General features: G+C 66.0%; 26 protein-coding genes and 1 tRNA gene. 12 read left to right on the top strand and 15 right to left on the bottom strand.

From position 1 onward, the window contains the following. Window positions 1-230 precede the first annotated feature (230 nt). Window positions 231-800 carry an XRE family transcriptional regulator gene (locus EV665_RS11975; protein WP_133034298.1) on the bottom strand — a complete coding sequence of 190 codons (570 nt, stop codon included), beginning with the start codon at window positions 798-800 and terminating at the stop codon, window positions 231-233. 400 nt (window positions 801-1,200) lie between these two features. Between EV665_RS11975 and EV665_RS11980 the strand changes: the two genes are divergently transcribed. Further along, window positions 1,201-1,347 (top strand): DUF1127 domain-containing protein, encoded by a 147-nt coding sequence (locus EV665_RS11980; protein WP_064496051.1) that lies wholly within the window; start codon window positions 1,201-1,203, stop codon window positions 1,345-1,347. A gap of 588 nt (window positions 1,348-1,935) precedes the next feature. Here EV665_RS11980 and EV665_RS11985 read toward each other — a convergent pair. Together EV665_RS11985 and EV665_RS11990 are read right to left on the bottom strand one after the other, a co-directional pair. Next, window positions 1,936-2,124: a YegP family protein gene (locus EV665_RS11985; protein ID WP_064329144.1), complete on the bottom strand. Its 189-nt coding sequence runs from the start codon at window positions 2,122-2,124 to the stop codon at window positions 1,936-1,938. 105 nt (window positions 2,125-2,229) lie between these two features. After that, a tRNA-Gln gene (locus tag EV665_RS11990) sits at window positions 2,230-2,303 on the bottom strand. Window positions 2,304-2,540: 237 nt separating this feature from the next. Here EV665_RS11990 and EV665_RS11995 point away from each other — a divergent pair. From EV665_RS11995 to EV665_RS12005, 3 genes are read left to right on the top strand one after another with little or no spacing between them, the layout of a single operon-like run. Next, window positions 2,541-4,091: a Ppx/GppA phosphatase family protein gene (locus EV665_RS11995; protein WP_133034299.1), complete on the top strand. Its 1,551-nt coding sequence runs from the start codon at window positions 2,541-2,543 to the stop codon at window positions 4,089-4,091. Beyond that, the gene (locus tag EV665_RS12000) at window positions 4,088-4,825 is read left to right on the top strand and encodes an RlmE family RNA methyltransferase (RefSeq protein WP_064329158.1); all 738 of its coding nucleotides are present in this window, start codon (window positions 4,088-4,090) and stop codon (window positions 4,823-4,825) included. Before EV665_RS11995 ends, EV665_RS12000 begins: the two co-directional genes overlap by 4 nt. Beyond that, window positions 4,825-5,208, top strand: coding sequence for a VOC family protein (locus tag EV665_RS12005; RefSeq protein WP_064329159.1), 384 nt, complete (start codon window positions 4,825-4,827; stop codon window positions 5,206-5,208). Before EV665_RS12000 ends, EV665_RS12005 begins: the two co-directional genes overlap by 1 nt. 34 nt (window positions 5,209-5,242) lie before the next feature. On the opposite strand, the gene EV665_RS12010 is transcribed toward EV665_RS12005, so the two are convergent. Next, window positions 5,243-6,652, bottom strand: coding sequence for a DHA2 family efflux MFS transporter permease subunit (locus EV665_RS12010; protein ID WP_064329160.1), 1,410 nt, complete (start codon window positions 6,650-6,652; stop codon window positions 5,243-5,245). A 312-nt stretch (window positions 6,653-6,964) separates the two neighbouring features. Between EV665_RS12010 and EV665_RS12015 the strand changes: the two genes are divergently transcribed. Next, on the top strand, window positions 6,965-7,960 hold the full coding sequence (locus tag EV665_RS12015) for an MBL fold metallo-hydrolase (RefSeq protein ID WP_064329162.1): 996 nt from the start codon (window positions 6,965-6,967) through the stop codon (window positions 7,958-7,960). A 69-nt stretch (window positions 7,961-8,029) separates the two neighbouring features. On the opposite strand, the gene EV665_RS12020 is transcribed toward EV665_RS12015, so the two are convergent. Then, complete coding sequence (locus EV665_RS12020) at window positions 8,030-8,338, bottom strand: DUF1476 domain-containing protein (protein WP_064329163.1); 309 nt, start codon at window positions 8,336-8,338, stop codon at window positions 8,030-8,032. 280 nt (window positions 8,339-8,618) lie between these two features. Here EV665_RS12020 and guaB point away from each other — a divergent pair, with 280 nt between their 5' ends. The 4 genes from guaB (at window position 8,619) to EV665_RS12040 (ending at window position 12,129) form a co-directional block, all read left to right on the top strand. Then, entirely contained in the window at window positions 8,619-10,115 is a 1,497-nt protein-coding gene (guaB, locus tag EV665_RS12025; RefSeq protein ID WP_133034300.1) for an IMP dehydrogenase, read from the top strand. Between the two features lie 147 nt (window positions 10,116-10,262). Next, window positions 10,263-10,622, top strand: a complete 360-nt coding sequence (locus EV665_RS12030) for a hypothetical protein (protein WP_064329165.1) — start codon at window positions 10,263-10,265, stop codon at window positions 10,620-10,622. Between the two features lie 129 nt (window positions 10,623-10,751). Further along, complete coding sequence (locus EV665_RS12035) at window positions 10,752-11,171, top strand: MAPEG family protein (RefSeq protein ID WP_064329166.1); 420 nt, start codon at window positions 10,752-10,754, stop codon at window positions 11,169-11,171. 82 nt (window positions 11,172-11,253) lie between these two features. Further along, window positions 11,254-12,129, top strand: coding sequence for a dienelactone hydrolase family protein (locus EV665_RS12040; protein WP_133034301.1), 876 nt, complete (start codon window positions 11,254-11,256; stop codon window positions 12,127-12,129). A 22-nt stretch (window positions 12,130-12,151) separates the two neighbouring features. Here the strand turns inward: EV665_RS12040 and EV665_RS12045 are convergent, their stop codons facing one another. Together EV665_RS12045 and EV665_RS12050 are read right to left on the bottom strand one after the other, a co-directional pair. Beyond that, window positions 12,152-12,724: a GNAT family N-acetyltransferase gene (locus EV665_RS12045; protein ID WP_210234629.1), complete on the bottom strand. Its 573-nt coding sequence runs from the start codon at window positions 12,722-12,724 to the stop codon at window positions 12,152-12,154. Next, on the bottom strand, window positions 12,721-13,674 hold the full coding sequence (locus EV665_RS12050) for a LysR substrate-binding domain-containing protein (protein ID WP_064332411.1): 954 nt from the start codon (window positions 13,672-13,674) through the stop codon (window positions 12,721-12,723). Before EV665_RS12050 ends, EV665_RS12045 begins: the two co-directional genes overlap by 4 nt. Before the next feature lie 275 nt (window positions 13,675-13,949). Here EV665_RS12050 and EV665_RS12055 point away from each other — a divergent pair, with 275 nt between their 5' ends. Both EV665_RS12055 and EV665_RS12060 read left to right on the top strand, forming a co-directional pair. Further along, a complete protein-coding gene (locus tag EV665_RS12055) occupies window positions 13,950-14,246 on the top strand; it encodes a DUF1127 domain-containing protein (protein WP_064329168.1) in 297 nt (98 codons plus the stop codon). 176 nt (window positions 14,247-14,422) lie between these two features. Continuing rightward, complete coding sequence (locus EV665_RS12060; RefSeq protein WP_133034303.1) at window positions 14,423-14,908, top strand: GNAT family N-acetyltransferase; 486 nt, start codon at window positions 14,423-14,425, stop codon at window positions 14,906-14,908. A 42-nt stretch (window positions 14,909-14,950) separates the two neighbouring features. Here the strand turns inward: EV665_RS12060 and EV665_RS12065 are convergent, their stop codons facing one another. From EV665_RS12065 to EV665_RS12090, 6 genes are all read right to left on the bottom strand, one after another. Continuing rightward, the gene (locus EV665_RS12065; protein ID WP_133034304.1) at window positions 14,951-15,796 is read right to left on the bottom strand and encodes a DUF937 domain-containing protein; all 846 of its coding nucleotides are present in this window, start codon (window positions 15,794-15,796) and stop codon (window positions 14,951-14,953) included. Between the two features lie 83 nt (window positions 15,797-15,879). After that, on the bottom strand, window positions 15,880-17,253 hold the full coding sequence (locus EV665_RS12070; RefSeq protein WP_064329171.1) for a glutamate--cysteine ligase: 1,374 nt from the start codon (window positions 17,251-17,253) through the stop codon (window positions 15,880-15,882). Window positions 17,254-17,417: 164 nt separating this feature from the next. Next, entirely contained in the window at window positions 17,418-18,155 is a 738-nt protein-coding gene (locus EV665_RS12075; protein WP_133034305.1) for a 16S rRNA (uracil(1498)-N(3))-methyltransferase, read from the bottom strand. A gap of 10 nt (window positions 18,156-18,165) precedes the next feature. Beyond that, a complete protein-coding gene (locus EV665_RS12080; RefSeq protein WP_133034306.1) occupies window positions 18,166-19,668 on the bottom strand; it encodes an inorganic phosphate transporter in 1,503 nt (500 codons plus the stop codon). Between the two features lie 241 nt (window positions 19,669-19,909). Beyond that, a complete protein-coding gene (locus EV665_RS12085) occupies window positions 19,910-20,413 on the bottom strand; it encodes an NUDIX hydrolase (protein ID WP_064329174.1) in 504 nt (167 codons plus the stop codon). 81 nt (window positions 20,414-20,494) lie between these two features. Continuing rightward, window positions 20,495-21,289: a FadR/GntR family transcriptional regulator gene (locus tag EV665_RS12090; protein WP_064329175.1), complete on the bottom strand. Its 795-nt coding sequence runs from the start codon at window positions 21,287-21,289 to the stop codon at window positions 20,495-20,497. 142 nt (window positions 21,290-21,431) lie between these two features. Here EV665_RS12090 and EV665_RS12095 point away from each other — a divergent pair, with 142 nt between their 5' ends. Continuing rightward, window positions 21,432-22,709 carry a DUF3422 family protein gene (locus tag EV665_RS12095; protein WP_133034307.1) on the top strand — a complete coding sequence of 426 codons (1,278 nt, stop codon included), beginning with the start codon at window positions 21,432-21,434 and terminating at the stop codon, window positions 22,707-22,709. Window positions 22,710-22,801: 92 nt separating this feature from the next. On the opposite strand, the gene EV665_RS12100 is transcribed toward EV665_RS12095, so the two are convergent. Next, window positions 22,802-23,314: a hypothetical protein gene (locus EV665_RS12100; protein WP_133034308.1), complete on the bottom strand. Its 513-nt coding sequence runs from the start codon at window positions 23,312-23,314 to the stop codon at window positions 22,802-22,804. Window positions 23,315-23,456: 142 nt separating this feature from the next. Then, window positions 23,457-24,353, bottom strand: coding sequence for a LysR family transcriptional regulator (locus tag EV665_RS12105; RefSeq protein ID WP_064329178.1), 897 nt, complete (start codon window positions 24,351-24,353; stop codon window positions 23,457-23,459). Window positions 24,354-24,375 lie beyond the last annotated feature (22 nt).

The following is a 24,375-nucleotide window of genomic DNA, read 5'->3' on the forward strand; positions in this document are numbered from 1 at the left end:
GCAAGACCCTAGCCGATCACCGGACGGGCGCAACGCTTTTCCTTGGTGGGCGTGCCTGCGGCGATCCCCGCCGCCGTGGCCGGGCTTGGTTCGACCTGCACACGCTGTTCGGGATGGTCCTTGCCGCGGCCCCGCTGCGCATCGAGCCGCCCGATCCGTCGACGCTCGTCCTGCCGTCGGTCCTTCCCGCCGCCACCGGCATGGCCTGGATGTCGCCGGCGGGCCGAGCCTCAGGAGATCACGTTGCGCACGAAGCGCACGGGCAGCGTGCCGGCATTGGCATAGGCATAGGCCTGGTCGGTCGCATAGATGGTGAAGCTGCCCGCCGGAAGCTCCTTCGCCGCGCCCGAAAGTTCGAGCCGCAGCGTGCCCTCGGTCACGAACAGCATCTCGTGCCAGCCGGCCGGATCCGGCTCGGCGGCATAGCGCTCGCCGGGCCCGAGCGACCAGAACCACATCTGCGCCTCCGTCGTCGCCGGGGCCGTGCCGAGCAGGATGGCGGTGCTGTCCGCCTCTGCCCCCCGCCACGCCACCTCGTTGATCTCCGCCGAGGGTGCGCAGGCCGGGTCGCGCACGAGATCGACGAAGCGCACGCCCATGGCGGCGGCCAGCTTGTCGAGGCTCGACAGGCTGATATTGGCATCGCCCCCCTCGACCGCCACGATCATGCGCCGGCTGATGCCGGAGGCCTGCGCCAGCGCCGCCTGGCTGAGCCCGGCCGCCTGGCGCAGACGGCGCAGATTGCCGGAGACATGGGCGAGCACGTCGCCCCGTATGTGAGCCTGCAGATTGTCGCTCATGGCGTTCCGTCGTCGAAAGGGCGGCGCTGCCGCGGGACGCCTTCTTAGAGCAAGTCCGGGCAAAGTGCGAAGCGCTTTTGCTGTGGTGATTTGCAAAGTCCGTAGATGACGCGGATGGGCATTTTTTGACATCAGCGGAGGGAAAATGGGCCTCCTTCGCCCGGTTTTGCCATGACGCCGGCCGAGAAAACCGTATTTTTCACAGAAAACAGCCGCTGCAGCAGTCATCCTGCCGGGGCGCAACCTTAACAGAAGATGACCAGACCCATGCGCCGAATGCATGGGTGGCGTGCTCGCTTGGCGCTGTTCTGCATTGCAGCATAAGCCTATAAGACGGCCATCGAAAGACGCGGCGCCACGGACCGGTGCCGAACAGAGAACCTCCGGAAAGGGGATCATCATGAACATGGCACGTTCCTTCAGCAATTGGCGCAAGTACCGTCAGACCGTCAACGAACTCGACCGCATGACCGCGCGCGAACTGCGCGACCTCGGCATCGAGCGTTCGCAGATCAAGGCCGTCGCACGCGCTGCCGTCGGCTTCTGACCGACACGCCGCCACCCGGCAGAATTCGAAGACACCCGCCTCCGGCGGGTGTTTTTGCATGTGCGAAGAGATTGCGGTGCGATCGGGCAATTCGACGGTATTGAGACATACGCTACGCGCATAACGCATAGCTGCCCTGCAAAACGATGCCTATCAAATAATCAGGAATCAGCTATAGTCATACTTATCGAAGCAACGTACCTCCTCCCACGACGCTTCGATGATTGCAGAAGGCCCACTCCTCCTCCCAGGGCCGACTGCGGGAATGGCGGCACTCCTCCTCCCAGTCGCCATTCGGTTCTATCGGAAAGCCTGCCGCACCTCCTCCCGCGGCAGGCTTTTCCATTTCGGGACCATCGTTTTCCTTCCTCAAAGCCAAAGATGCTCGCCGTCAGGCGGGCGCAGCGCGTCATCCGCTCCCGACGGTTCGAGAAAGCCGCGAATGCCCAAGACGGCTTCACTTTCCCGGACGGGCATTGAAGCTTGCGGGAAGCCAGCACCGTCTTTGGTCGTCATCGCGATATTGCGGCATCGAAACGCAAAAGGCCCGCCGGCGGAACCGGCGGGCCTTTCGAAGGACGGGATCGATCAGGCCTGCGACGTGGTGTTGTCCTCGACGGGCGCGCCGGGGCCGTTCTTCTTGATCGAATCGATGGCGTTCTGCGCGCTGGCCTTGCTGGAATAGCCTTCCGTGGAGAACATCACTTCGCTGTTATACTTGAAGCGGACGCGAAACTCGCCAGCCTTGTCCTTGTAGATCTCAAACTTGTGCGCCATGGGCTTTCCTCCACGCAGATGGGAATCACACAGAAGCAACGTGCCAGCCGGAAAAACCGCTGGCAAGGGAGCATGCAAAGCAGATCACTTGTTTCTGGGGGAGTTTGGCTGGGGAACCTGGATTCGAACCAAGATTAACGGAGTCAGAGTCCGTCGTTCTACCGTTGAACTATTCCCCAGCAGGGGCGAAGCCGGCTTGGCCGGTGCCTGTGAGGCGGGCTTATAAACAAAAGGCGGCGAGATGCAAATGGTTTTTTCGGGAAAAATGCATCTGCCCTGTCCCTGGCCGTGCATCGCGGTTCCGTCATAAAAAGAATTTGGCGAACGGGCCGGGCGCTGGTAATGTCGCGGCAACGAAGATCGAGAGAGCGCCTGCTTGCAGCTTTGAAGCTTTGCGCGGCGCCATAGGCAGTAACGTGAACGACCCCGACAGCGGCGTGAAGCCGCCCGTTTCCGGGGCGCGAGATGCGGGCGATGCGGGGCGACCGAAGCGGTCGCGCCGCCGCAAGGGCAAGCAGAAGGGCGCGACCAGTCCCTCTGCCGCGTCCCTGTCCGCAGGCCAGGCGGCCGGTTCGTCCGGATCGGCTGAGCGCCCCAAGGCCACAGACGGTGGCGATACCGCGCGCAGGAACAAGCGTCGCCGGCGCGGCAAGGCTGCCGGCGCCGAGAACGTGCGCCCGCTTGCCCCCGTCGGCCAGCGGGAAGCCTCCGGCGAGGACCAGCGCCAGGCGGAAGGCCGCAGGAGCCGTCGCAAGCATCGCGGCAAGAAGGCGGCTGCGCGTACCGTGCCTGTCGCCGCCGAGGCGGCTGTCCCGCATCCCGCGACCGCGCAGGCCGTCGAGACCCGGCCCGTTTCGCACGCTCCGGAACCGCGCCGGGAGGTGCACTCGGCTCCGCGACCGGCCGAGCGCGAGGGCTATGACGCACCGCTCTATGCCGCGCTCGACCTCGGCACCAACAATTGCCGCCTTCTCATCGCCCAGCCGACGCGGCCCGGCCAGTTCCGGGTCGTCGATGCCTTTTCGCGCATCGTGCGCCTCGGCGAGGGACTTGCGGCGAGCGGCCGGCTTTCCGACGAGGCGATGGACCGTTCCGTCGAGGCCCTGAAGATCTGCGCGGCCAAGCTGAAGAACCGCAACATCCGCCGCGCCCGGCTGATCGCCACCGAGGCCTGCCGTGCGGCGATCAATGGCGAGGCATTCCTGGAGCGGGTGCGGCAGGAGACCGGTCTCGACCTTGAGATCATCAACCGCGAGACCGAGGCGCGGCTTGCCGTGTCCGGCTGCTCCTCGCTGGTCGGGCGCGAGGCGAAATCGGTCGTGCTCTTCGATATCGGCGGAGGCTCGTCGGAAATCGCGGTCATCCGCATCGGCGAGAACCGCTCCAGCCGGCTCGCCAACCACATCACCCACTGGACCTCGCTGCCGGTCGGCGTCGTCACGCTGTCCGAGCGCCATGGCGGGCGGGACGTGACGCCCGAGAGCTTCGCGGGCATGGTGTCGGAGGTCGAGGCCATGCTGGCGAATTTCGACTGCCCGGGCGATGTGGTGCGCGTGGCGCCGGAGGATTTCCATCTCATCGGCACCTCGGGCACGGTGACGACGCTTGCCGGCGTGCATCTCGACCTGCCGCGATATGACCGGCGCCGGGTGGACGGCGTCTGGCTCTCGGACGACGAGGTGACGGCCATGCAGGCGCGGCTCCTCTCCTGGGATTTCTCCGCCCGCGCGGCCAATCCCTGCATCGGGCCCGACAGGGCGGACCTCGTGCTCGCCGGCTGCGCCATCCTGGAGGCGATCCGCAAGCGCTGGCCCTCGCGCCGCCTGCGCGTCGCCGACCGGGGCCTGCGCGAAGGCCTGCTCACCGACATGATGGCCGATGACGGCGTCTGGCGCCGCGGCCGCCACCGCCGCAATCATCGCGGCGGGCCCCGCAACCCGGCAAAGCCCGAAGGACAGGCGTCATGACCAAGCCCCCCGTCGGCGGTAACCGCACCGGCCGCAAGCTCGGCCAGAAGGTCAAGAAGGGCAAGCTGAAGGCCTCCTCGCGCCGCTGGCTCGAACGCCACATCAACGATCCCTATGTGCAGCGCGCCAGGCTGGAGGGCTATCGCGCCCGCGCGGCCTTCAAGCTCCTGGAGATCGACGAGAAGCACAACATCCTCGCCGGCGCGAAGCGCATCATCGATCTTGGCGCGGCGCCCGGTAGCTGGTCGCAGATCGCCGCCAAGGTGACCGGCTCGACGGATGCCGATCCGCGCGTCGCGGCCATCGACTTCCTTGAAATGGACCCGCTGCCGGGCGTCACCATCCTCCAGATGGACTTTCTCGAGCCCGATGCGCCGGAGAAGCTGATCGCGGCGGTCGGCGGCACGCCGAACCTCGTCATCTCCGACATGGCCGCCCCGACGACCGGCCACCGCCAGACGGATCACCTGCGCACCATGCATCTGTGCGAGGTTGCCGCGCATTTCGCCGTCGAGGTGCTGGCGGAAGGCGGTCATTTCCTGGCCAAGACCTTCCAGGGCGGCACGGAGCGCGAGCTGCTCAACATGCTCAAGCAGAATTTCAAGCAGGTCATCCATGTGAAGCCGGGTGCCTCGCGCGCCGAATCGGTGGAGATGTTCCTGCTCGCCAAGGGCTTCAAGGGCCGCAAGGCGAGGGACGGGGCGGCCGAGACGGAAGCGGACGCGGACGCCTGATGCTGCTCTATACCACCGTCGGCACGAACGATCTGGAACGCGCCGGCCGCTTCTATGATGCGGTGCTGCCGCTGCTCGGCTATATCAGGCAGAAGCAGGCGCCGGATGAGATCGGCTACGCGGGAAGGGATGACGTGCGCTGCCGCTTCTGGGTGGTGGAGCCGTTCAACCGTGAACCGGCCACCTTCGGCAACGGCGTGACCATCGCGCTCGTCGCCCCGACCCGTGCCGCCGTCGACGCCTTCCACGCCGCAGCCCTTGCCGCCGGCGGCATCGACGAGGGCGCCCCCGGCCTGCGCCCGTTCCACGCCAGCTTCTACGCGGCCTTCATCCGAGATCCCGACGGCAACAAGCTCGCCGCCGTCTGCGAGAGGACGGAATAGGCCGCGCCGATCCGCGGGATGGGGCGGGGTGAGGTTATTTCACCGCCGCCGTTTCTTCCTCCCGCGCCGGCAGGCGATGGCCGGAGACGGTGGCGCCGGCGTTTTTGGCCATGGTGATGAAGGGCAGGACGGCGGCGAGCGTCAGGGCGGAGATGATCATGAAGGCGGTCTGGAAATCCTCAAGTTCGAGCGGCGAACCGGTGATCGCGGTTTCGATTTCGAGGATCGCGCCGGCGACGGCGACGCCGAGCGCCAGGCTGATCTGCTGAAGCACGGCGCTCATCGAGGTCGCCTTGCTGGCATCCGCATCGGGAATATCGGCGAAGGACAGCGCGTTGACGCTGGTGAAGAAGAAGGAGCGGGCGAAACCCGCGATCAGGAGCACGCCGGCCATGAACCAGAAGGGCGTTGCGGGCGTGAAGAGGCCGTTCACGAAGGTGAGGATCGCCCCGCAGATGCTGGCGACGATCAGCGTCGTGCGGAAGCCGGCGAAGGTCAGAACGCGCTTGGCGAGGAATTTCGTGGTGATGGCACCGATGGCGCCCGTGAAGGTGACAAGGCCCGACTGGAAGGGCGAGAGGCCGAAGCCGACCTGCAGCATCAGCGGCATCAGGAAGGGCACCGCGCCGACCGAGATGCGGAACAGCGTGCCGCCGATGGAGGCGGCGCGGAAGGCGCTGTCGCGGAAAAGCCGGAGGTCGAGCAGCGGCGCCGGGTGGCGGCGGGCGTGGCGCACATAGAGCACGCCGCAGAGAAGTCCCACGAGGGTGGCGACGACGCCGATGACGGGCGGCAGGGCCGGCAGGCTGACGACCGAGAGGCCGAACATCGTGCCTGAGGCGGCCACCGCGCTCAGGACGAAGCCGAGCCAGTCGAGCGGCGGCGGCGCGGCGGCGCGAATATCCGGCAGGTAGATGCCGGAAAGCACGTAGCCGATGATGCCGACCGGCACGTTGATCAGGAAGATCCAGTGCCAGGAGAAGTAGGTGGTGATGAAGCCGCCGAGCGGTGGGCCTGCGAGCGGGCCGACGAGGGCGGGGATGGTCAGCAGCGCCATGGCGGAGACGAGTTCGGAGCGCGAGGTGCTGCGCACCAGCACGAGGCGCGCGACGGGCGTCATCATCGCCCCGCCCATGCCCTGCAGGAAGCGCGCGACGACGAAGGCCAGGAGGCTGCCGGAAACCGCACAGAGGATGGAGCCGGCGACGAAGACGAGGATGGCGAGGCGGAAGACGCGTTTTGCGCCGAACCGGTCGGCCATCCAGCCGCTGAGCGGAATGAAGGTCGCGAGCGACACCATGTAGGAGGTGAGCGCCAGCTTGAGCGTGATCGGCCCCACGCCGAGATCGGCCGCGATGGCCGGCAGCGAGGTGGAGATGACGGTGGAGTCCATCTGCTCCATGAAGAGCGCGACGGCAAGGATGAGCGGGACGATACGGTTCATCGGCAAATCGGGGTACGAGGCCCTTGCGCAGGCCCGCCCGTCTTCTGCGCCCCTCGTTGCGATCTGTCAAATCATGCGGATGGGCATCGAGGCCGGCCTGTGCAAAAGGGCGCGGCGGTCTTGCGGGGGCGACATGCAAGACGGCGAGCCAAAGCAAGGGGCACGCTGAACGGCCGGCCCCCCATTTGGGCATCACAAGCCCGTGATGCCGCGTGCCCGGATCGTGACAGCGCCCTAGATGGACGCGTGTCATCTTCATGCCGATGCCGGAGGTAGACCGGCAAGGCAGCCCTTCACCAAAGAGGAAGTTCCATGGGAGACCATTCGACAATCTCGCGCCGGTCCTTGTTTCTCGCCGCCGGCATCGGCACATTGGCCGCGCCGCTGGTGCTGAACCGCGCCGCCGCCCTCGCGCAATCGGAAAGCGACGCCACCGACAGGCGCGTAAGCCCCCTTGAGACCCGCAGCTTCAAGCTCGGCAGCTTCCGCGTGCTGACGGTGCGCGACGGCATGCGCCCCTCCGGCGCGCCGAACGAGACATTCGGCACCAACCAGTCCGCCGAGGCCGTCGGTGCGCTGCTGACGGAAAACTTCCTGCCGGCCGACAGCTTCGTCAACAGCTTCACGCCGACGCTGGTCGATACCGGATCGGAGGTCGTGCTCTTCGATACCGGCATGGGCGAAGGCGGGCGCGCGGACGGCATGGGGCGCCTTGTCGAAGGGTTGAACTATGCCGGCTACACGCCGGACCAGGTCTCCGTCGTCGTCATCACCCATATGCATGGCGACCATATCGGCGGCTTGATGGAGGGCGGCAAGCCGGCCTTCCCGAATGCGCGCTACGTCACAGGCCGCACGGAATATGATTTCTGGGTCAACCCCGAGCGCATGGGCACGCCGGCCGAACAGGGCCACCAGGGCGTGCTCGCCAAGGTGCAGCCGCTGGCGGAAAAACTCACCTTCATCGAGGACGAGGGCGAGGTCGTGCCCGGCATCCGCGGGCTCGACGCCTTCGGCCATTCGCCGGGGCACATGATCTTCCGCGTCGAATCGGAGGGCAAGGCGCTGATCCTGACGGCGGATACCGCCAACCACTTCGTGCTCTCGCTGCAGCGGCCCGACTGGGAGGTGCGCTTCGACATGGACAAGGCTCAAGCGGCCGCGACGCGCAAGAAGGTCTTCGACATGATCGCCACCGACAGGCTCGCCTTCATCGGCTACCACATGCCGTTCCCGGCGGCCGGTTTCGTGGAGAAGGCCGGCGAAGGCTACCGCTTCGTGCCGGTGAGCTACCAGTTCGACGTCTAGGAATTTCCAGCCTTCGCAATCGAAACGGCCCGCCTCGTCATGGGCGGGCCGTTTCAACGAAGGGATTTCTCAGTAGCCGCGCATGTCCCGGGCGACATCCTTCAGCATCACGACCATGCGGTCGCGCAGTTCCTCGTCGGGACAGTCGACGCCCGCCGAGCGAAGGTCGGCGCGGACGCGATTGAAGGCGCCATCCGGTGCGCCGACATCGGCCATGGCCAGTTCACGGGCATAGGCGTCGCCATCGGGGCGATGCATGGTATTGGCAGCCCACAGACCGAGAAGCGCATTGCGGCGCGCCTGGGCCTTGAACATGAATTCCTGCTGGTAGGCGAATTCGTCTTCGAGCGCGCGGGCTCTCTTCTTCAATGCAGACATCGATTTCCCCGTTCTTCTATTGTTGCTTTGAGCGCTGGCCTTGCTGTCCTGGCCACGAAAACGGTTATACACGCAAAGATTTAAAAGACCGGCAGGAGACACGGCTAAGAATTCGTCAATGCGGCAATGCGGTGAACCGGCCGCTTTTGCTATTCCCAATCCGTCATGAACGTGTTACCAGCCCTCGCCAACTTCCAAGAATTTCTTGCAAGCGACCGAGGCGGACAACTCCCAATGTTCCCCTTGGTGCGCAAGCTTTACCCTCAAAGGAACTTGGCCCATGGCGCGCATCATTGAAACGGCAACCGGTCTCGAAGCCCTGACCTTCGACGACGTTCTCCTACAACCCGGCCATTCCGAGGTGATGCCGGGCCAGACGAACATCGCCACCCGCATCGCGCACGATTTCGATCTCAACCTGCCGATCCTCTCCTCCGCCATGGACACGGTGACGGAAAGCCGCCTTGCCATCGCCATGGCCCAGGCCGGCGGCCTCGGCGTCATCCACCGCAACCTGACGCCCGCCGAGCAGGCCGAGGAAGTCCGCCAGGTGAAGAAGTTCGAGAGCGGCATGGTCGTCAATCCCGTGACGATCGGCCCGGACGCGACGCTTGCCGACGCGCTATCGCTGATGAAGGCGCATGGCATTTCCGGCATCCCGGTCGTCGAGAACGGCGGCAACGGCAAGGCCGGCCGCCTCGTCGGCATCCTGACCAACCGCGACGTGCGCTTCGCCTCCGACCCGACGCAGAAGATCTACGAGCTGATGACGCGGGAAAACCTCATCACGGTGAAGGAAACCGTCGACCAGCAGGAAGCAAAGCGCCTCCTCCACCGCCACCGCATCGAGAAGCTGCTCGTCATCGACGGCGACGGCCGCTGCGTCGGCCTGATCACGGTGAAGGACATCGAGAAGTCGCAGCTCAACCCCAATGCCTCGAAGGATGCGCAGGGCCGGCTTCGCGCCGCCGCCGCCATCTCCGTCGGCGACGACGGTTTCGAGCGCGCCGAGCGGCTGATCGAGGCCGGCGTCGACCTCATCGTCGTCGATACCGCACATGGCCATTCGCAGCGCGTGCTCGACGCCGTCACCCGCGTGAAGAAGCTTTCGAACTCCGTGCGCATCATGGCCGGAAACGTCGCCACCTCCGACGGCACCAAGGCGCTGATCGATGCCGGCGCGGATGCCGTCAAGGTCGGCATCGGCCCGGGCTCGATCTGCACCACGCGCATCGTCGCCGGCGTCGGCGTGCCGCAGCTTGCGGCCATCATGTCCTCCGTCGAGGCGGCGCAGGCCCAGGGCACCCCCGTCATCGCCGACGGCGGCATCAAATTCTCCGGCGACCTTGCGAAAGCGATCGCCGCCGGTGCCTCCGCCGTCATGGTCGGCTCGCTGCTCGCCGGCACGGATGAGAGCCCGGGCGAGGTGTTCCTCTACCAGGGCCGTTCCTTCAAGGCCTATCGCGGCATGGGCTCCGTCGGCGCCATGGCCCGCGGCTCGGCCGACCGTTACTTCCAGGCGGAAGTGCGCGACACGCTGAAGCTGGTGCCCGAGGGCATCGAGGGCCAGGTGCCTTACAAGGGCCCGGTCTCGGGCGTGCTGCACCAGCTCGCCGGCGGCCTCAAGGCCTCGATGGGCTATGTCGGCGGCAAGGACATCAAGGATTATCAGGAGAAGGCGACCTTCGTGCGCATCTCCGGCGCCGGCCTTCGCGAAAGCCACGCCCACGACGTGACGATCACCCGCGAAAGCCCGAACTATCCTGGCGCCGTCTGATCAATCGCCATAAGCTGATATGCCTTTCAATGCCCGGCTTTGCCGGGCATTTTCGCCTTCGGATCCTGCGCGAATCCAGTTTTGTTTTTCCACGCATGCGCTAGGATCGCGTCACCGGCAATCTCGCCGGTTTCACTGGGGGACAACATGAAGAAGATACTGGCTGGCGCCCTTCTGGGCCTGGGGCTGGTCGTGCCTGCGCATGCGCAGACGGTCAATGCCGGCACCTATGATGTCGAAGGCACGAATCTCGACGGCTCGACCTATGAGGGCACCGCGACGATCGAGCTGACGAGCGAGACGACCTGCTCGATCGAGTGGCACACCGGCTCGACCACATCGAGCGGCATCTGCATGCTCTATGGCGACGCCTTCGCCGCCGGTTACGTGCTCGACGATGCGGTCGGCCTCATCGTCTACCAGGTCAAGGGCGACGGCTCGCTGGAAGGCGCCTGGACGATCAGCGGCAAGGACGGTTCGGGCACCGAAACCCTGACGCCGCAATAGGGATGGCTTCCTTCGGCCTGCCGGGCCGGCCTTTCGGGTTGAGGCCAGCGCCGGAAACCCGTATGCATCGGGTCGCATTTCCCCGGAACTGCATGAAACGAAGACCTGCCGACAGGCCGAAGGATAACCATGTCTCCCACGGAAGCCACGATCTGGCCGATGATCGCGCATGTCGCGCTCGTCTTCTGCCTCTATCTGCTGCTCTCCATGCGCCGCATGCGCGCGGTCCGGGAGGGGCATGCGCGGCCGGAGCAGTTCCGCGAAAATCGCGAGGAGCCGGCCGAAAGCCTCGTCGTCAAGAACGCCATCGCCAACCAGTTCGAGCTGCCGGTGTTGTTCTATGCGGTCAGCATCCTGCTCTATCTCGTCGATGCGGACAATCCGGCGACGGTTGCCGGCGGCTGGCTCTTCGTGGCGCTGCGCTATGTCCACGCCTATGTGCATGTCACCGGCAATCGCCTGCGCCATCGCCGCCCGCTCTTCATCGCCGGGTTTGCGGTGCTCGGCCTTCTCTGGGTCTGGCTCGGCATCTGGCTCGCCTTTACCTGATCTGCCGGTAACGCAGTTGTGTTCGGCAGGTTTTCGCGCGCGGCCTATCTTATCCTGCGAAGAACCAGCCGGAGGATCCGCCATGGACAAGCCGCAGATCACGCAGGCGATGATCAACGCCTATGACGAATACACCCATCTGACGCTCGACCGCCGCCGTTTCATGGAGCGCCTGACGGCGCTTGCCGGCTCGGGTGCGGCGGCGGCGGCCATCGTCCCGTTGCTGGCGGCCAATTCCGCCAGCGCCGAGATCATCGCCTCGGACGACCAGCGCCTTGCCGCCAAGGATGTCGTCTATGGCGGCAGCTCGGGCGAGATGAAGGGCTACCTGGTGCGGCCGAAGGAGGCGACGGACCCGCTCGGCACCGTCATCATCATCCACGAGAACCGCGGCCTCAACCCGCACACCCGCGACGTCGCCCGCCGCATGGCGCTGGAAGGCTTCATCGCGCTCGCGCCCGATTTCCTTTCGCCCGCCGGCGGCACGCCGGACGATGAGGACCAGGCGCGCGAGATGATCGGCAAGCTCGATCCGGCGGCGACGGTGGCCAATGCGGAGGCGAGCCTGCAGTTCCTCGCAAAGCTCGACGGGGCGAATGGCAAGGTCGGCGCCGTCGGCTTCTGCTGGGGCGGCGGCCTCGTCAACCGCTTCGCCACCAGGTCGCCGGACCTGAAGGCGGGGGTCGCCTATTACGGGGCGCAGGCGGAGGCCGGGGACGTGCCCGGCATCCAGGCCGCGCTGATGCTGCACTATGCCGGGCTCGACGAGCGCATCAATGCCGGCATCGACGCCTATCGCAAGGCGCTGGAGGAAAACGGCAAGACCTTCGAGATCCACATGTATGACGGCGTCAACCACGCCTTCAACAACGACACATCCGCCGCGCGCTACGACAAGGCCGCGGCCGATCTCGCCTGGCAGCGCACCGTGGATTTCCTGAAGAAGAATCTCGCCTGAGCGGCCGAGGGGCCTGCCGGCTTCATGCCTCCGGCAGGTCGAGGCGCATGGCGCAGCGCGTGTCGCGCTGCAGCCCGTGTTCGGCCTCCAGGTCGAGCACCGCCTTGAGGCGCGGCGAGAGCGCGGCCTCGTCCAGCGTGCGGAAGCCGAGCCGCTCGTAATACGGGCAGTTCCAGGGAATGGTGCGGAAGGTCGTCAGCGTCACCGCGTCGAGCCCGCGCGCCGCCGCCGCGTCGATCGCGTGCCGGATCAGCTTTCGGCCGATGCCGAAGCCCTGGTGCAGGTGATCGACGGAAATCTCCCAGATATGCAGCTCCCGCCCGGCGATCTCCGCACTCAGGAAGCCGACCGGATGATCGTTTCCGGCCACCGCCGCCCAGTTCGTTCCCGTTTCGATGAGCGCGCGGTGCCGCTCGGCGCTCTGTACGTCGCCGACGGCGAGCCACGAGAAGGCCTCGATCAGCCGGAAGGCCTGCGCGGCCGAGCGCTCGATCTGGCGCAGCGCCTCGATTTCGTCTTGACGGGCAGGGCGGATCGTCACCGTCGACGGCCCGGCCTTGCCTGCGGGGATGCCGTCGAGGGGAAGCTGCGTCACCATCCTGGCAGGATATTGCCGGGCCTGAGCCGCTGCATGCGCGGGAAGAGTTTTACCTCGGCCTCCGGCAGGTCGTCGGCGGCGCTCAGCGGCGTGATGTTGTCGAGGCAGGCGGTGATATGGCTGGTGATGGCATTGGAGAGCGAGGGCGAAAGGCCCGGCCGCCGCATGATGCCGATCTGCACCGGCGCGAGCGGCGGAAAGCCGTCCGCCTGCGTCAGCACCTTCATGCCGGGGCGCAGCGCTGATTCGGGCAGAACCGAAACGGCCATGCCCGCCATCACGGCAGCGGCGACGACGGTCGACGACCAACTGGTGAACAGCACCTGGTAGTCGCGCCCGACCGAATCGAGCGCGGCGCAGGCGATCTGCCGCCACTGGCAGTCACGCCGGCCGACGGCGAGCGGCACCGGCGCGTTTTCCGGCATCGGGTGGTTGGCCGACATGACCCAGCAAAGCGGCTCGGTCCGCACGACGTCGGACTGGCGCTGGCGCGGATTGTGGGTGACGAGCGCGATGTCGAGCTCGCCCTTGGCCATCTTCTCCGCGAGGTCCACCGAGGGCTCGCAGACGATGAAGAGCTCGACATTCGGATGGGTCTTGGCGAACCGCATGATGATCTCGGGCATGTAGCGGTCGGCATAATCGTCGGGCGTGCCGATGCGCAGAAGGCCTTCGAGGCGGTTGTCGTCGAAGGCGGCGATGGCCTCGTTGTTGAGGCGCAGCATCCGGCGCGCATAGTTGAGCAGGCGCTCGCCCTCGGCGGTCAGCCGGTTGCCGCGGCCGTCCTTCATGAAGAGCTGCTTGCCGATGCGCTCCTCCAGGCGCCGCATCTGCATGGAAACGGCCGACTGCGTCTTGAAGACCCGCTCTGCGGCACGGGTGAAGCTGCCGGTATCAGCGATCGCGACGAAGGTCTGGAGCTGGTCTATGTCTAGCGGAGCGGACATAACGATATCCATAAGATTGTTTGATTGATACTATTAGAAACATTCGTTGGACTGATCAATGGCTTTCTGCGAAAAAGCAAGCGTCGAACGATTGACCTTTCCGCCGGGCCATCCTTCGACAGGATCTGCCGCCTCCCTCGACCTCCCGGTGACGGCTCTTCTTGCAAACCGACTTTGAGCCGCCGCCCGATCCCTGTGGGCGACGAACGATCACGAGTGCCGCGCGAAACCCCATCGAAGGACGATGGATCGCCGGGCCGGAAAGGAGAAATGCCATGCGCATGATCGACCGCAGACTGGAAATCGATATCCTCGCAACGCGCCGTCCGGCTTCGAGCCTCTTCGCCCGTGTTCGCAACGCCGCCTACAAGCTTGTCCGCGCCTGGCAGAATCGCCGCATGGTCAATCGCTTGAGCGAACTCGACGATCATCAGCTCTACGATATGGGGCTGTGCCGGAGCGATGTGCAAAGTGTCCGGGCCGCGTCCTTCTTCGCCGATGCGGGCCTGCATCTGACGATCGCGGCGCGCGAGCGCGCCCGTCGTCACCTGCGCAGCGGCCGTATGGATTGATTTCCGATGGTGCCGACCTATCTCCCGGGTCGGCACCTGACTTCCCCGCAGGGTGAGAGCCAATAGCCCTGCCGCTTGCCCGGCGTGCGACTCCCAAGGTCCACGTCGGGCTTTTTCAAAGATTCCCCGAGAATCGATTTCACCCTGGAATTGCCTGAAAACAAAGAGATAGCGCGATGATCGACGAGATTTCGATCCGTCCGGCGCGCCCGCAAGACTTCCCTGTCATGAGGGCCATACTGCGCGATACGTTCGAAAGCACCTGGCAGCCGCAGATCACGGAAGCCGCCGCCCGCCGCTATGTCGAGACGGATATCGGCGGACGCTTCGTTGCGCGCTATGGTGCGGACATGCTCGTGGCCGAGGCCGACGGGCAGGTTGCCGGTCTGCTCTATCACATTGACGATTTCATCGACGCCCTGCATGTGCCTTCCGCCTTTCAGCGCCGGGGCATCGGGCGCCGTCTGCTCATCCGGGCGGAGCGGGACATTGCCGAAAAGGGTTTTCGGCAGGCGCGGCTTGAAACGGATACGTTCAACGCGCAGGCCCAGGCCTTCTACAAGACGCTGGGCTACATCGAGATGGCGCGCTATCCGGACGAGGAATGGCAGAGCGGCCTCACCACCGTCCTGTTCGAAAAACCACTCGGCGGCATGGAATAGCCAGCCTGCCGGCGCTCGATGCCGGGGAGGGACGCCTGATACTCAGGCCTTCTTCCCGCCGTCCGTCTCCATGCCGTTGCGCATGGTCTCGAAGATCGATTCGATGTTGCGCTGATAATCCTTCTGCATTTCCAGGCCCGTGTCGAACATCGTGTTGACGAGGGTTTTCAGCGCATCCGCCGGCGAGCCCTCGGATGCGCCCGGCTTTTCGCTCGCCGCCGGCTGTCCGCCCATGCCCGTCATCATGTCCTGGAAGGCCTTGGCAAAGGGATTGTCGGCGAAGGGATTGGCGGGCGCAGCATCCTTCTTCGTGCCGAAGAATTCCTGGGCGGCCTGGGTGAAAGGATTGTCGGTGAACGGGTTGGTCGGCTCCGGCTTCTTCGCAAAGCCTGTCGCCTCGGCCCATTGCCGCATCATGTCGGCAAAGGGATTGGCCTGTGCCGCGCTGCCCGTGCCGGGGAAGAAGGGGGCGAGGGACTGCTTGAAGATGCCGCCCATCAGCGTACTCGCCATGGCCGGCAGCATCTGCTTGTAGATTTCCTGGCCGATGCCGGTCATCTGCGCCGCCTGCGCGGCGATGGCGCGGGAAACATCCTTGTTGCCGAAGAGATGGCCGAGAATGCCGTTGCCTTCCGCAAGCCCCTGCGGCGTGAAGGCCTTGCTGATGTCCTCGAAATATTTCGCGTGGTCGCCCGAGGTCAGCGCCGTCATGAAGGCGGCGAGGTCGTAGGGATTGGCGGCATTGCGCTTGAAACCCTCGGAAAAGGCCGGCGTCAACGCGGCGATGGCCTTGGCCGCCTGTTCCTGCGCCAGCCCGAATTGCCGCGCCATGGTCTCGACGGCATTGCCGTTCTGCGCCTGCATCATCATGTCGTAGAGCGAAAGCATAACGAACCCTTTCCCGTTGGCAGGCATGTGCCTGCACTATAACGGGAATTCTGGCCGCGCAAACCGCTTTTTGGTGTCGTGCCTCAGTACTGGTAGTCGGTGAAGACCGGCTCGACGGAGCCGTTCCAGCGGCCGTTGTAGAGCGCCAGCATGTCTTCGGCGAGCGTCGCCTTCTTCGCCAGCACCTCGTCGAGCGGGGCAAGGAAGATCGTTTCGTCGATGCCCTCGCCATTGACCCGGGCACGGGCGGCAAGGCCCTGGCGGGAGATCGAGACCACTTCGCGGGCGACATCGAGCAGCGGCTTGCCGCGGAAATCGGCCTTGAGGCCTTCAGCGGGCACGGCATCGCGCAGCGCCGTCACCTCCTCGACCGTCCAGTCGCGCACAAGCCGCTCGGCGGCATCGAGCGCGCCGTCATCGTAGAGCAGGCCCACCCAGAAGGCGGGCAACGCACAGATGCGCCGCCACGGGCCGCCGTCGGCACCGCGCATTTCGAGGAAGCGCTTCAGCCGCACGTCGGGGAACAGCGTGGAAAGATGGTTCGTCCAGTCGCCGAGGTTCGGCTCCCAGTCGGCGATCTCGCCCTTCAGCGCGCCGGCCATGAACTGGCGGAAGGTGATGTGCGTGCAGTCGTGGTACTTGCCGTCGCGCACGACGAAATACATCGGCACGTCGAGCGCCCATTCGACATAGTCGACGAAGCCGAAGTCCGGCTTGAAGGCGAAGGGGATGAGGCCGGAGCGGTTGTTGTCCGTGTCACGCCAGATGTCGCCGCGCCAGGAAAGAAGGCCGTTCGGCTTGCCCTCGGTGAAGGGCGAGGAGGCGAAGAGGGCGGTCGCCATCGACTGCAGCTTCAGCGAGACCTGCATCTTGCGGCGCATGTCCGCTTCGGAGGAGAAGTCGAGGTTCACCTGGATCGTGCAGGTGCGGTACATCATGTCGAGACCCTTGGTGCCGACCTTCGGCATGTAGCGGGTCATGATCTCGTAGCGGCTTTTCGGCATGCGGGGCGTTTCGGCGAAGGTCCATTTCGGGCTGCCGCCCATGCCGAGGAAGCGGATGCCGAGCGGCTCGGCGATCTCGCGCAGCGTCGCGAGGTGCTGGTTGGATTCCTTGCAGGTCTGGTGCAGGTTTTCCAGCGGTGCGCCGGAAAGCTCGAACTGGCCGCCGGGCTCCAGCGAGATGGCGCCCATGCCGGAGGGTTCGGCAAGGCCGATGATGTTGCCGGCATCCATGATCGGGTCCCAGCCGGTCTTGGCCTGCATGCCGTTCAGCAGCGCCGAGATGCTCGCCTCGCCGAAATAGGGCACGGGGCTGTTGTCGGCCGTAAAGAAGACGAATTTCTCGTGCTCGGTGCCGATACGGAACTTCTCCTTCGGCTTGCTGCCGGCGGCGAGGTAATCCGCCATGTCCGCGACGGTGCGGATCGGCGTCTGGTCGGTGGTGTCACGGGCCATGGGCGTCTTCTTCTGAACGGATGGCGCCCTGCGGAACGCCGGGCCTTGGGAGGGTGCTTGGACCGGAATTAGATGCGGTGCAAGCAAATTCCTTTCAAGGCAGATTCAAAAAAACCCATTCGACATTTTTATCAAAGCGCTTTCTTGCTTTCGCGCAAATCCGCTCAGCGCCAGTCGCCGATCGCCGCCTGGATGACGGCCATCGCCGCCACCGCCGCCGTGTCCGCGCGCAGGATGCGGGGGCCGAGCGGGATCGGCGTCACGAAGTCGAGATTGCGCAGCAGCGCGCGCTCCTCGTCGGAAAAGCCGCCCTCCGGGCCGACGAGCAGGGCGAGCCTGCGCTCCTCGATCGCCTGCAGCGCCGGCAGCGGGTTCTGGCTGCCGTGACCCTCGTCGCAGAAGATGATGCGCCGCTCGCGCGGCCACTCGGCCAGCAGCTCCTCAAGCTTCCTCGGTGCCGTGACCTGCGGGATCGCCAGGATGCCGCATTGCTCCGCCGCCTCGACGGCGTTCGCCTGCAGCCGTTCGAGGCTGGTGATCTTGCCCTGCACATGCTGGGTGAGGACGGGCTGCAGCACGCCGGCACCCATCTCCACCGCCTTCTGCACGATATAGTCGAGCCGGCCGACCTTCAGCGGCGCGAAGAGATAGTGGAGGTCTGACGGTGCCGGCTGCGGCCGGGTCTGCTCGACGGGGGTCAGGACGAGGCGCTTGCGGGTCGGGAAGGAGAGCGTGGCGTGCCACTCGCCGTCGCGGCCGTTGAAGAGCAGAACGGCATCGCCCTCCGCCATGCGCAGCACGTTGGCGAGATAGTGGAAATGGTCCTTCGACGCCTCGAAGGCCACGCCCGCGGCAAGGGCGTCGCCGACGAAGAGGCGCTGCATCCGGTAATTGGCGCGCATGGTCTGTCTCTCAGGTGAAAAGCGCGTTGAGGGCGAGGAAGACGATGGCCGAGAGGATCGCCGAGATGGGCAGCGTCACGATCCAGGCCGAGACGATCGTCATGAAATGGGAGCGCCGCACGAGGTAGCGCCGGCGCGTCTCGTGGAGGTTCACCGGCTCCTCTTCCTCGGGGGCGATGCGGCTGCCGCGGTTGCGGATATAGTCGATGCGGCGCCGGGAATTGCGCGTGTACCACTCGCGGAACAGGCCGACGCCGAAGACGGCGCCGATGGCGATATGCGTCGAGGAGACGGGAATGGCGAAGGCCGAGGCCGTCAGCACCGCGACGGCGGAGGATAGCGCCACGCAGAAGGCGCGCATCGGGTTGAGCTTGGTGATCTCGCTGCCGACGATGCGAATGAGGCGCGGGCCGAAGAGCAGCAGGCCGAGCGAGATGCCGAAGGCGCCGATGACCATGACCCAGAGCGGGATACCGGTTCCGCCTTCCGCGCCCGAACGCAGCGCCGAGACCACGCCGTAGAGCGGGCCGACGGCATTCGACACGTCGTTGGCGCCATGGGCGAAGGAGAGCAGCGCCGCCGAACAGATCAGCGGGATGCGGAACAGTGTGCGCAGCGACTGGTTGCGGTTGTCGAGCCCTTCCGCATGGCGCCGGACGATCGGCCGGGTGACGACATAGGTGGCGAGCCCGACGCCAAGGCCGATGAGAAGGGCGGTGCGGAAGGAAAGGTCGACCGTCCCATTGGTACCGCCATTGACGATGAAGGCCGCGAAGGCGCCCGCCATGACCGCGACCAGAACCGGCACCCAGGTCCTTGCCGCGCCGATCTTGTCCTCGCGGTAGATGATGAATTCCTTGATGAAGTAGAGGAACAGCGCGGCGATCACGCCGCCGAGGATCGGCGAGACGGTCCAGCTCACGACGATGACGGCGATCGCGTCCCATTGCACGCTGTGGAAGCCGCTCGCCGCCGCCCCCGCGCCGATTACGCCGCCGATGATGGCGTGGGTGGTGGAGATCGGCGCATTGGCGATCGTGGCGATGTTGATCCAGAGCGCGGCGGAGACGAGGGCCGCCATCATCGCCCAGGCATAGGTCTCGGGGGTCGGGAAGATCAACCGGTCGACGATGCCGGAGGCGACCGTCGCCGCCACGCCCTGGCCGGCGAGCAGCGCCCCGGCGATCTCGAAGACCGCGGCGATGACGAGGGCGACGCCGAGGCTCATGGCGCGCGCGCCGACCGCCGCGCCGACATTGTTCGTCACGTCGTTGGCGCCGATGTTCATGGCCATGTAGGCGGCGAGCGCGGCAGTGATGGCGACGACCAGAACGCCCGGCGTGCCGGTGGCAAAGCTGTTGGCGACGGCCATGGCGATCAGGAGGAAGACGAGGGCGATGCCGACGCCCGTCCACGAGCGCAGCACGAAATGCGTCGCCTGTTCGGTGAAGGTGAGTTTTTCCAGGTCCTTGTCCAGCGTCGGCTTGCGTAGCTGAACCTGTGAATTGGCCATTCCTGCTGCTCCGTTTTGGAGCCCTGACGCGACCGCCGGGATCGTCTGCCGGTGCTTTCGCCCTTCTCTTCATCGCCGGTCCGCGCCGATGCCTTGGCATCGGTTGGGCCGGTTCCTCGCGAGCGGACGAAAATCCCGCGGCGGTCCTCCGTCCGGAGGCCGTGTCAGGGGCTCTCAGCCGACAGGCACTATCGCCTCAGCGCATCGGCGGCAATATGACAAGGGTCGATCCGGGGCGTTATCAGGCGTCGGGCATGTCGTTCGCGGCGATTTCGGCGAGCATCTTGCGCTCGAAGGCGAGAATGAGGTCCTTGAGGCCCGGTTCCTGCACGCGGCTGGCGGCTTCCGCGCAGCTCACCCATTCGGCGCGCCGTTCGTCCTTCTCGGGGAAATTCTTGCTGAGGTCGCCGACGGCGAGCGGGAAGACGCGCACCCGGCAATCGACCTTCAGCCCGTGCGGCAGGCCCTTCAGGTAGTTGTAGCTGCCGATCGGCGTATCGTGGATGTCCCCCTTGACGCCTGCCTCTTCCCAGGCCTCGCGCGCCGCCGCAGCCGAAGCGCTCTTGCCGTCCATCGGCCAGCCCTTGGGAATGACCCAGCGACCCGTGTCGCGGCTGGTGATGAGGAGGATTTCGATCGCCGGCTTCTTCTTCCTCACCCGATAGCACAGCGCTCCATATTGTTCCCGGACGGGCCGGCGGAACATGAGATGGACGTCGCTGACGATACGGTTGAGAATGTTCAAAGCCCTTTTCATTCCTCTTGTCGGGATGCGCTGTTCGAGTCGGTTTAGCCTATCTTGCTTGCGCGGGATTTGCGGCGCAAGTCAGGCTTGTGGCGGAAGGCCGCGCTTTTGCATGCGTAACTGCGAAATTCTCTGCCATTCGCCGCTGCGCTCGGCCTCGCGGATGGCGGTGGCGATGTAATCCATGTGCGCCTGGGCGGCCTTTCGCGCCGCCGGCCCGTCACCGGCCATGATCGCCGCATAGATCGCCTCGTGCTGGGCGAGCAGGTGGCCACGCGCCTCCTCGGAGGAGAAAACGAGGTGGCGGTGGAAAAAGATCCCCTGGGCGAGCAGCCGGTAGCAGGCGCGCAGCGTGTGCAGCAGCACGATGTTGTGCGCGGCCTCGCCGATCGCGTTGTGCAGCTCCACGTCGGTTTCCAGCTCCGCATCGAAGGAGCCGCCCGCATGGGCCGCGCGCATCGCCTCCATGATGCGCGTCAGCATCTGCCGGTCGTATTCCGTGGCGCGGCGGGCGGCGAGCTCGGCGGTGATGCCCTCCAGTTCGCGGCGGTACTCGACATAGTCCTCCGTCGCGCGCTGGTGGCGGGCGATGAGGTCGACGACGGGGCGGGAGAACACCTGGCCGATGATGTCGGCGACATAGGTGCCGCCGCCGTGCTGGCTGACCAGCAGGCCGCGGGTCTCCAGCTCCTTCAGCGCCTCGCGCAGGATGGGGCGGGAGACGTCGAGACGCCTGGAAAGCTCGCGTTCGCCCGGCAGCCGGTCGCCGTCGCGCAGCACGCCTTCGAGCAGCAGCAGTTCGATCTGCCGCACGACCTCGTCGGCGGTGCGGCTGTGGCTGATGCGGGCGAAAAGGTCGAAGGCGGTGTCGGTCACCGGTGAACACTAGCAATGCGGGCCGAAACTGGTCAACAATCTTGTCCAGTCGGGAGGATCGGGCCTGCGTCAATGCGCCCTATCTCCAGGGGCCTGACATTTGTTAAGACTATGCTGTTGCACATGAGGGGACAGTGCAGACATGGCAAAAGGCAGCTTCGCCTTTCCGCAGGCGACCGCGCGTGCGCAGGCGCTGGGGGAAATTCACGCAAGACCATACGCGCTGGTGCCGTCGCCGCGCGTCATCTTCCAGCTCGCCTTCCTGACCGAAGGCGGCTCGGCGGTCGATCACGCCGTGATGGGGGAACTGTCGCGCTCGCGCGGCATCTCCCCGCCGGGGCGCGATTCCAGCCACCATGCGCTGAGCTGGGGGCAGGGCACGCTGCGCTGGGAACGGCACACCGAGTTCTCGACCTATTTCTGGGACGCGCCGGCGCCGGAAAAGTTCGGCGGCGAGGTTCCGGTCCATCCGTTCGGCGATAGCTTTTCGCCGCCCGGCACGCTGATCTCGGGCGTGCGCCTGGAAATCCGGCCGGACACGCCGGAAACCCGCGCGGCGGTCTCCACCTTCGACCCGACGAGCCTCTGTTACAGCGAGATCAAGAACGGCCAGGGCGCGATCCTCACCGACTTCCGCCAGAACGGCGACGGGCTGACGCAGATCCTCGTCATCGACCGCGGCATGACCGAGGCCGGGCGTGGCGCGCTCGTCCAGCGCCTGCTGGACATCGAGACCTACCGCACGCTCGCCATGATGGGCCTGCCGCTCGCCCAGTCGCTCTCGCCGGATATCCGCCGCATCGAGGACGGGCTGACCGGCATCACCAATGCCATGAAGCAGCATGCCCGCGAGAAGGCCGATACGCTGCTGACGGAGATCACCCGGCTCGCCGCTGAGCTGGAGGCCAATGCGGCGCTCAGCCTCTATCGCTTCGGCGCCAGCCGCGCCTATTACGGCATCGTGCAGGAGCGCATCCGCACGCTCGCCGAGACGGCGGTGTCCGGCTACGAGACCCTCGGCTTCTTCCTGGAACGGCGCCTGGCGCCCGCCATGCGCACCTGTCAGTCGGTGGAGGAGCGGCAGGCGAACCTGTCGCGGAAGCTCGCCCGCGCCACGGCGCTTTTGAGGAGCTGGATCGACGTGGAGCTGGAGCAGCTCAACACGAGCCTGCTCAACTCCATGGACCGCCGCGCGAAGCTGCAACTGCGCCTGCAGCAGACCGTCGAAGGCCTGTCGGTCGCGGCGATCTCCTATTACGTGGTCGGCCTCTTCGGCTATGTCGCCAAGGCGGCGCACGGGCTCGGCCTGCCGGTCAAGCCGGAAACGCTGACCGGCATCGCCGTGCCCTTCGTCATCGCCGGCATGTGGCTGCTCGTGCGCGCCATCCGCCAGCGCCATGCGGAAGAGGACAAACATTAGAGCAATGCCAGCAAAAGTGTGCAGCGGTTTTACGTCCGGAATTGCGTAAAAGCAAAGAGACCGGGCCGTAAAGCGTAGCGACCTGCCACCGCTCAGGTCGACAGGTCGCACTGGTAGCGCGGCACGCCGTCGGTGACGACAAAGCCGGTGTCCCAGCCGAAGCCGGCCTCGTCCTGCTTCGCGAGCTTTTCCTGTGCGGCAAGGCCCCGCTCCCTGAACGCGGCCTCGGCGGCTTCCAGCGCGTCTGCCGGAAAGATGACGGCGTGGTAGCTGAAGCCGCTGGCAAGCGCCGTGATATAGACCTCGATCTCCTTGACCGGCACGCCGCGCCAGGTGCCGCCCGTCACGGGCAGGACGATGTGCAGGTACTCGTCCTGCGGCCGGACGGAGGGCGGACCGAAGACGGCCTCGTAGCCGGCCGGAATGGCGATCGCGCCTTCCTTGCGGGCGAAGGCGTAGCTCGATTGCAGGAGGCCCGCCAGCGCGTCGCTGTAGTCGCAGGCATCGTCGAAACCCTGGAGCAGGTCGTCGAGCGGCCTTGCGCCGGCCGCTGCCGGAAGCGCCAGCCCGACCAGTGCCGCCATCATTGCCATCCTGCCGATCATCGCCGTCCTCTCCGCCGTGGGGCCGGCAGCTTAGAGCATTTCCAGCCGAAGCGAAGTCGCTTCGGTGTTGGATAATGCGGTAAAAGCAAGAATCCAGCGCAAGGGTCCGCCCGTGCCAATCGGGCCTGTGCGGCGACGGTGCTCAGCGCTCCCAATAGGGCAGGGGGCCGTAGAGGTCGGCGAGATAGTCGATGAACAGCCGCACCTTGACGGGCAGGAACTGCCGGCTCGGATAGACCGCCGAGAGCACCACGTTGCGGGAGCCCTCGTATTGCGGCAGCACCTGCACGAGCTCGCCGCTCTTCAGCGCCGGCCCGACATCCCAGGTCGAGCGCAGCGCGATGCCCATGCCGGAGAACACCGCCTCGCGCACCACCTCGCTGGAATTGGTGTAGAGCTGTCCCTGCGGGCGATAGGTGACATTGCCCTCCGGCCCTTCCAGCCGCCAGACGTCCTGGGTGTGCGGCGGCAGGCAGGCATGGGCGGGAAGCGCGTCGAGCGAGGCCGGCATGCCGTGGCGGGCGATATAGTCCGGCGAGGCGCACAACACGCGCCGCACCGAGGCGAGCCGCCGGGCGACCAGCGAGGAATCGGAGAGTTCGCCGATGCGGATCGCAAGGTCGAACCCGCCGCCGACGATGTCGGAGAAGTCGTCGGTCAGCATCAGGTTGACGACGAGCTCGGGATAGGCGTCCATGAAGCCCTTGAGATTGGGGGCGATATGCATGCGGCCGAAGGAGGTGGGCGCGGAGATCCGCAGCGTGCCGCGCACGGCGCCGGAGCGGCCTGAGACGAAGGCTTCCGCCTCCTCGATGCCGGCAAGGATGCCGACAATGCGGTCATAGAAGCCCTGGCCGGCCTCGGTCAGCGAGATCTGCCGCGTCGTGCGCTGGAAGAGGCGGGTGCCGAGGCGCTCCTCCAACCGCTTCACCCGCTTGGAGACGACCGCTGGCGACAGGCCGAGCGCCCGGCCGGCCGCCGACATGCTGCCCATGGCGATGACGCGGGAGAAGATTTCGAGGTCGCCGAGATTTGTCATTCCATCGCGTCCATTCTTGCCG

Source organism: Shinella granuli (genome assembly GCF_004341885.1).
Lineage (GTDB): Bacteria > Pseudomonadota > Alphaproteobacteria > Rhizobiales > Rhizobiaceae > Shinella > Shinella granuli.

Coding starts and splice junctions, on each gene's coding strand:
- EV665_RS11975 (WP_133034298.1), bottom strand. CDS start 800: ATGAGCGACAATCTGCAGGCTCACATACGGGGCGACGTGCTCGCCCAT.
- EV665_RS11980 (WP_064496051.1), top strand. CDS start 1,201: ATGAACATGGCACGTTCCTTCAGCAATTGGCGCAAGTACCGTCAGACC.
- EV665_RS11985 (WP_064329144.1), bottom strand. CDS start 2,124: ATGGCGCACAAGTTTGAGATCTACAAGGACAAGGCTGGCGAGTTTCGC.
- EV665_RS12000 (WP_064329158.1), top strand. CDS start 4,088: ATGACCAAGCCCCCCGTCGGCGGTAACCGCACCGGCCGCAAGCTCGGC.
- EV665_RS12005 (WP_064329159.1), top strand. CDS start 4,825: ATGCTGCTCTATACCACCGTCGGCACGAACGATCTGGAACGCGCCGGC.
- EV665_RS12010 (WP_064329160.1), bottom strand. CDS start 6,652: ATGAACCGTATCGTCCCGCTCATCCTTGCCGTCGCGCTCTTCATGGAG.
- EV665_RS12015 (WP_064329162.1), top strand. CDS start 6,965: ATGGGAGACCATTCGACAATCTCGCGCCGGTCCTTGTTTCTCGCCGCC.
- EV665_RS12020 (WP_064329163.1), bottom strand. CDS start 8,338: ATGTCTGCATTGAAGAAGAGAGCCCGCGCGCTCGAAGACGAATTCGCC.
- guaB (WP_133034300.1), top strand. CDS start 8,619: ATGGCGCGCATCATTGAAACGGCAACCGGTCTCGAAGCCCTGACCTTC.
- EV665_RS12030 (WP_064329165.1), top strand. CDS start 10,263: ATGAAGAAGATACTGGCTGGCGCCCTTCTGGGCCTGGGGCTGGTCGTG.
- EV665_RS12035 (WP_064329166.1), top strand. CDS start 10,752: ATGTCTCCCACGGAAGCCACGATCTGGCCGATGATCGCGCATGTCGCG.
- EV665_RS12040 (WP_133034301.1), top strand. CDS start 11,254: ATGGACAAGCCGCAGATCACGCAGGCGATGATCAACGCCTATGACGAA.
- EV665_RS12050 (WP_064332411.1), bottom strand. CDS start 13,674: ATGTCCGCTCCGCTAGACATAGACCAGCTCCAGACCTTCGTCGCGATC.
- EV665_RS12055 (WP_064329168.1), top strand. CDS start 13,950: ATGCGCATGATCGACCGCAGACTGGAAATCGATATCCTCGCAACGCGC.
- EV665_RS12060 (WP_133034303.1), top strand. CDS start 14,423: ATGATCGACGAGATTTCGATCCGTCCGGCGCGCCCGCAAGACTTCCCT.
- EV665_RS12065 (WP_133034304.1), bottom strand. CDS start 15,796: ATGCTTTCGCTCTACGACATGATGATGCAGGCGCAGAACGGCAATGCC.
- EV665_RS12070 (WP_064329171.1), bottom strand. CDS start 17,253: ATGGCCCGTGACACCACCGACCAGACGCCGATCCGCACCGTCGCGGAC.
- EV665_RS12075 (WP_133034305.1), bottom strand. CDS start 18,155: ATGCGCGCCAATTACCGGATGCAGCGCCTCTTCGTCGGCGACGCCCTT.
- EV665_RS12080 (WP_133034306.1), bottom strand. CDS start 19,668: ATGGCCAATTCACAGGTTCAGCTACGCAAGCCGACGCTGGACAAGGAC.
- EV665_RS12095 (WP_133034307.1), top strand. CDS start 21,432: ATGGCAAAAGGCAGCTTCGCCTTTCCGCAGGCGACCGCGCGTGCGCAG.
- EV665_RS12100 (WP_133034308.1), bottom strand. CDS start 23,314: ATGATCGGCAGGATGGCAATGATGGCGGCACTGGTCGGGCTGGCGCTT.
- EV665_RS12105 (WP_064329178.1), bottom strand. CDS start 24,353: ATGACAAATCTCGGCGACCTCGAAATCTTCTCCCGCGTCATCGCCATG.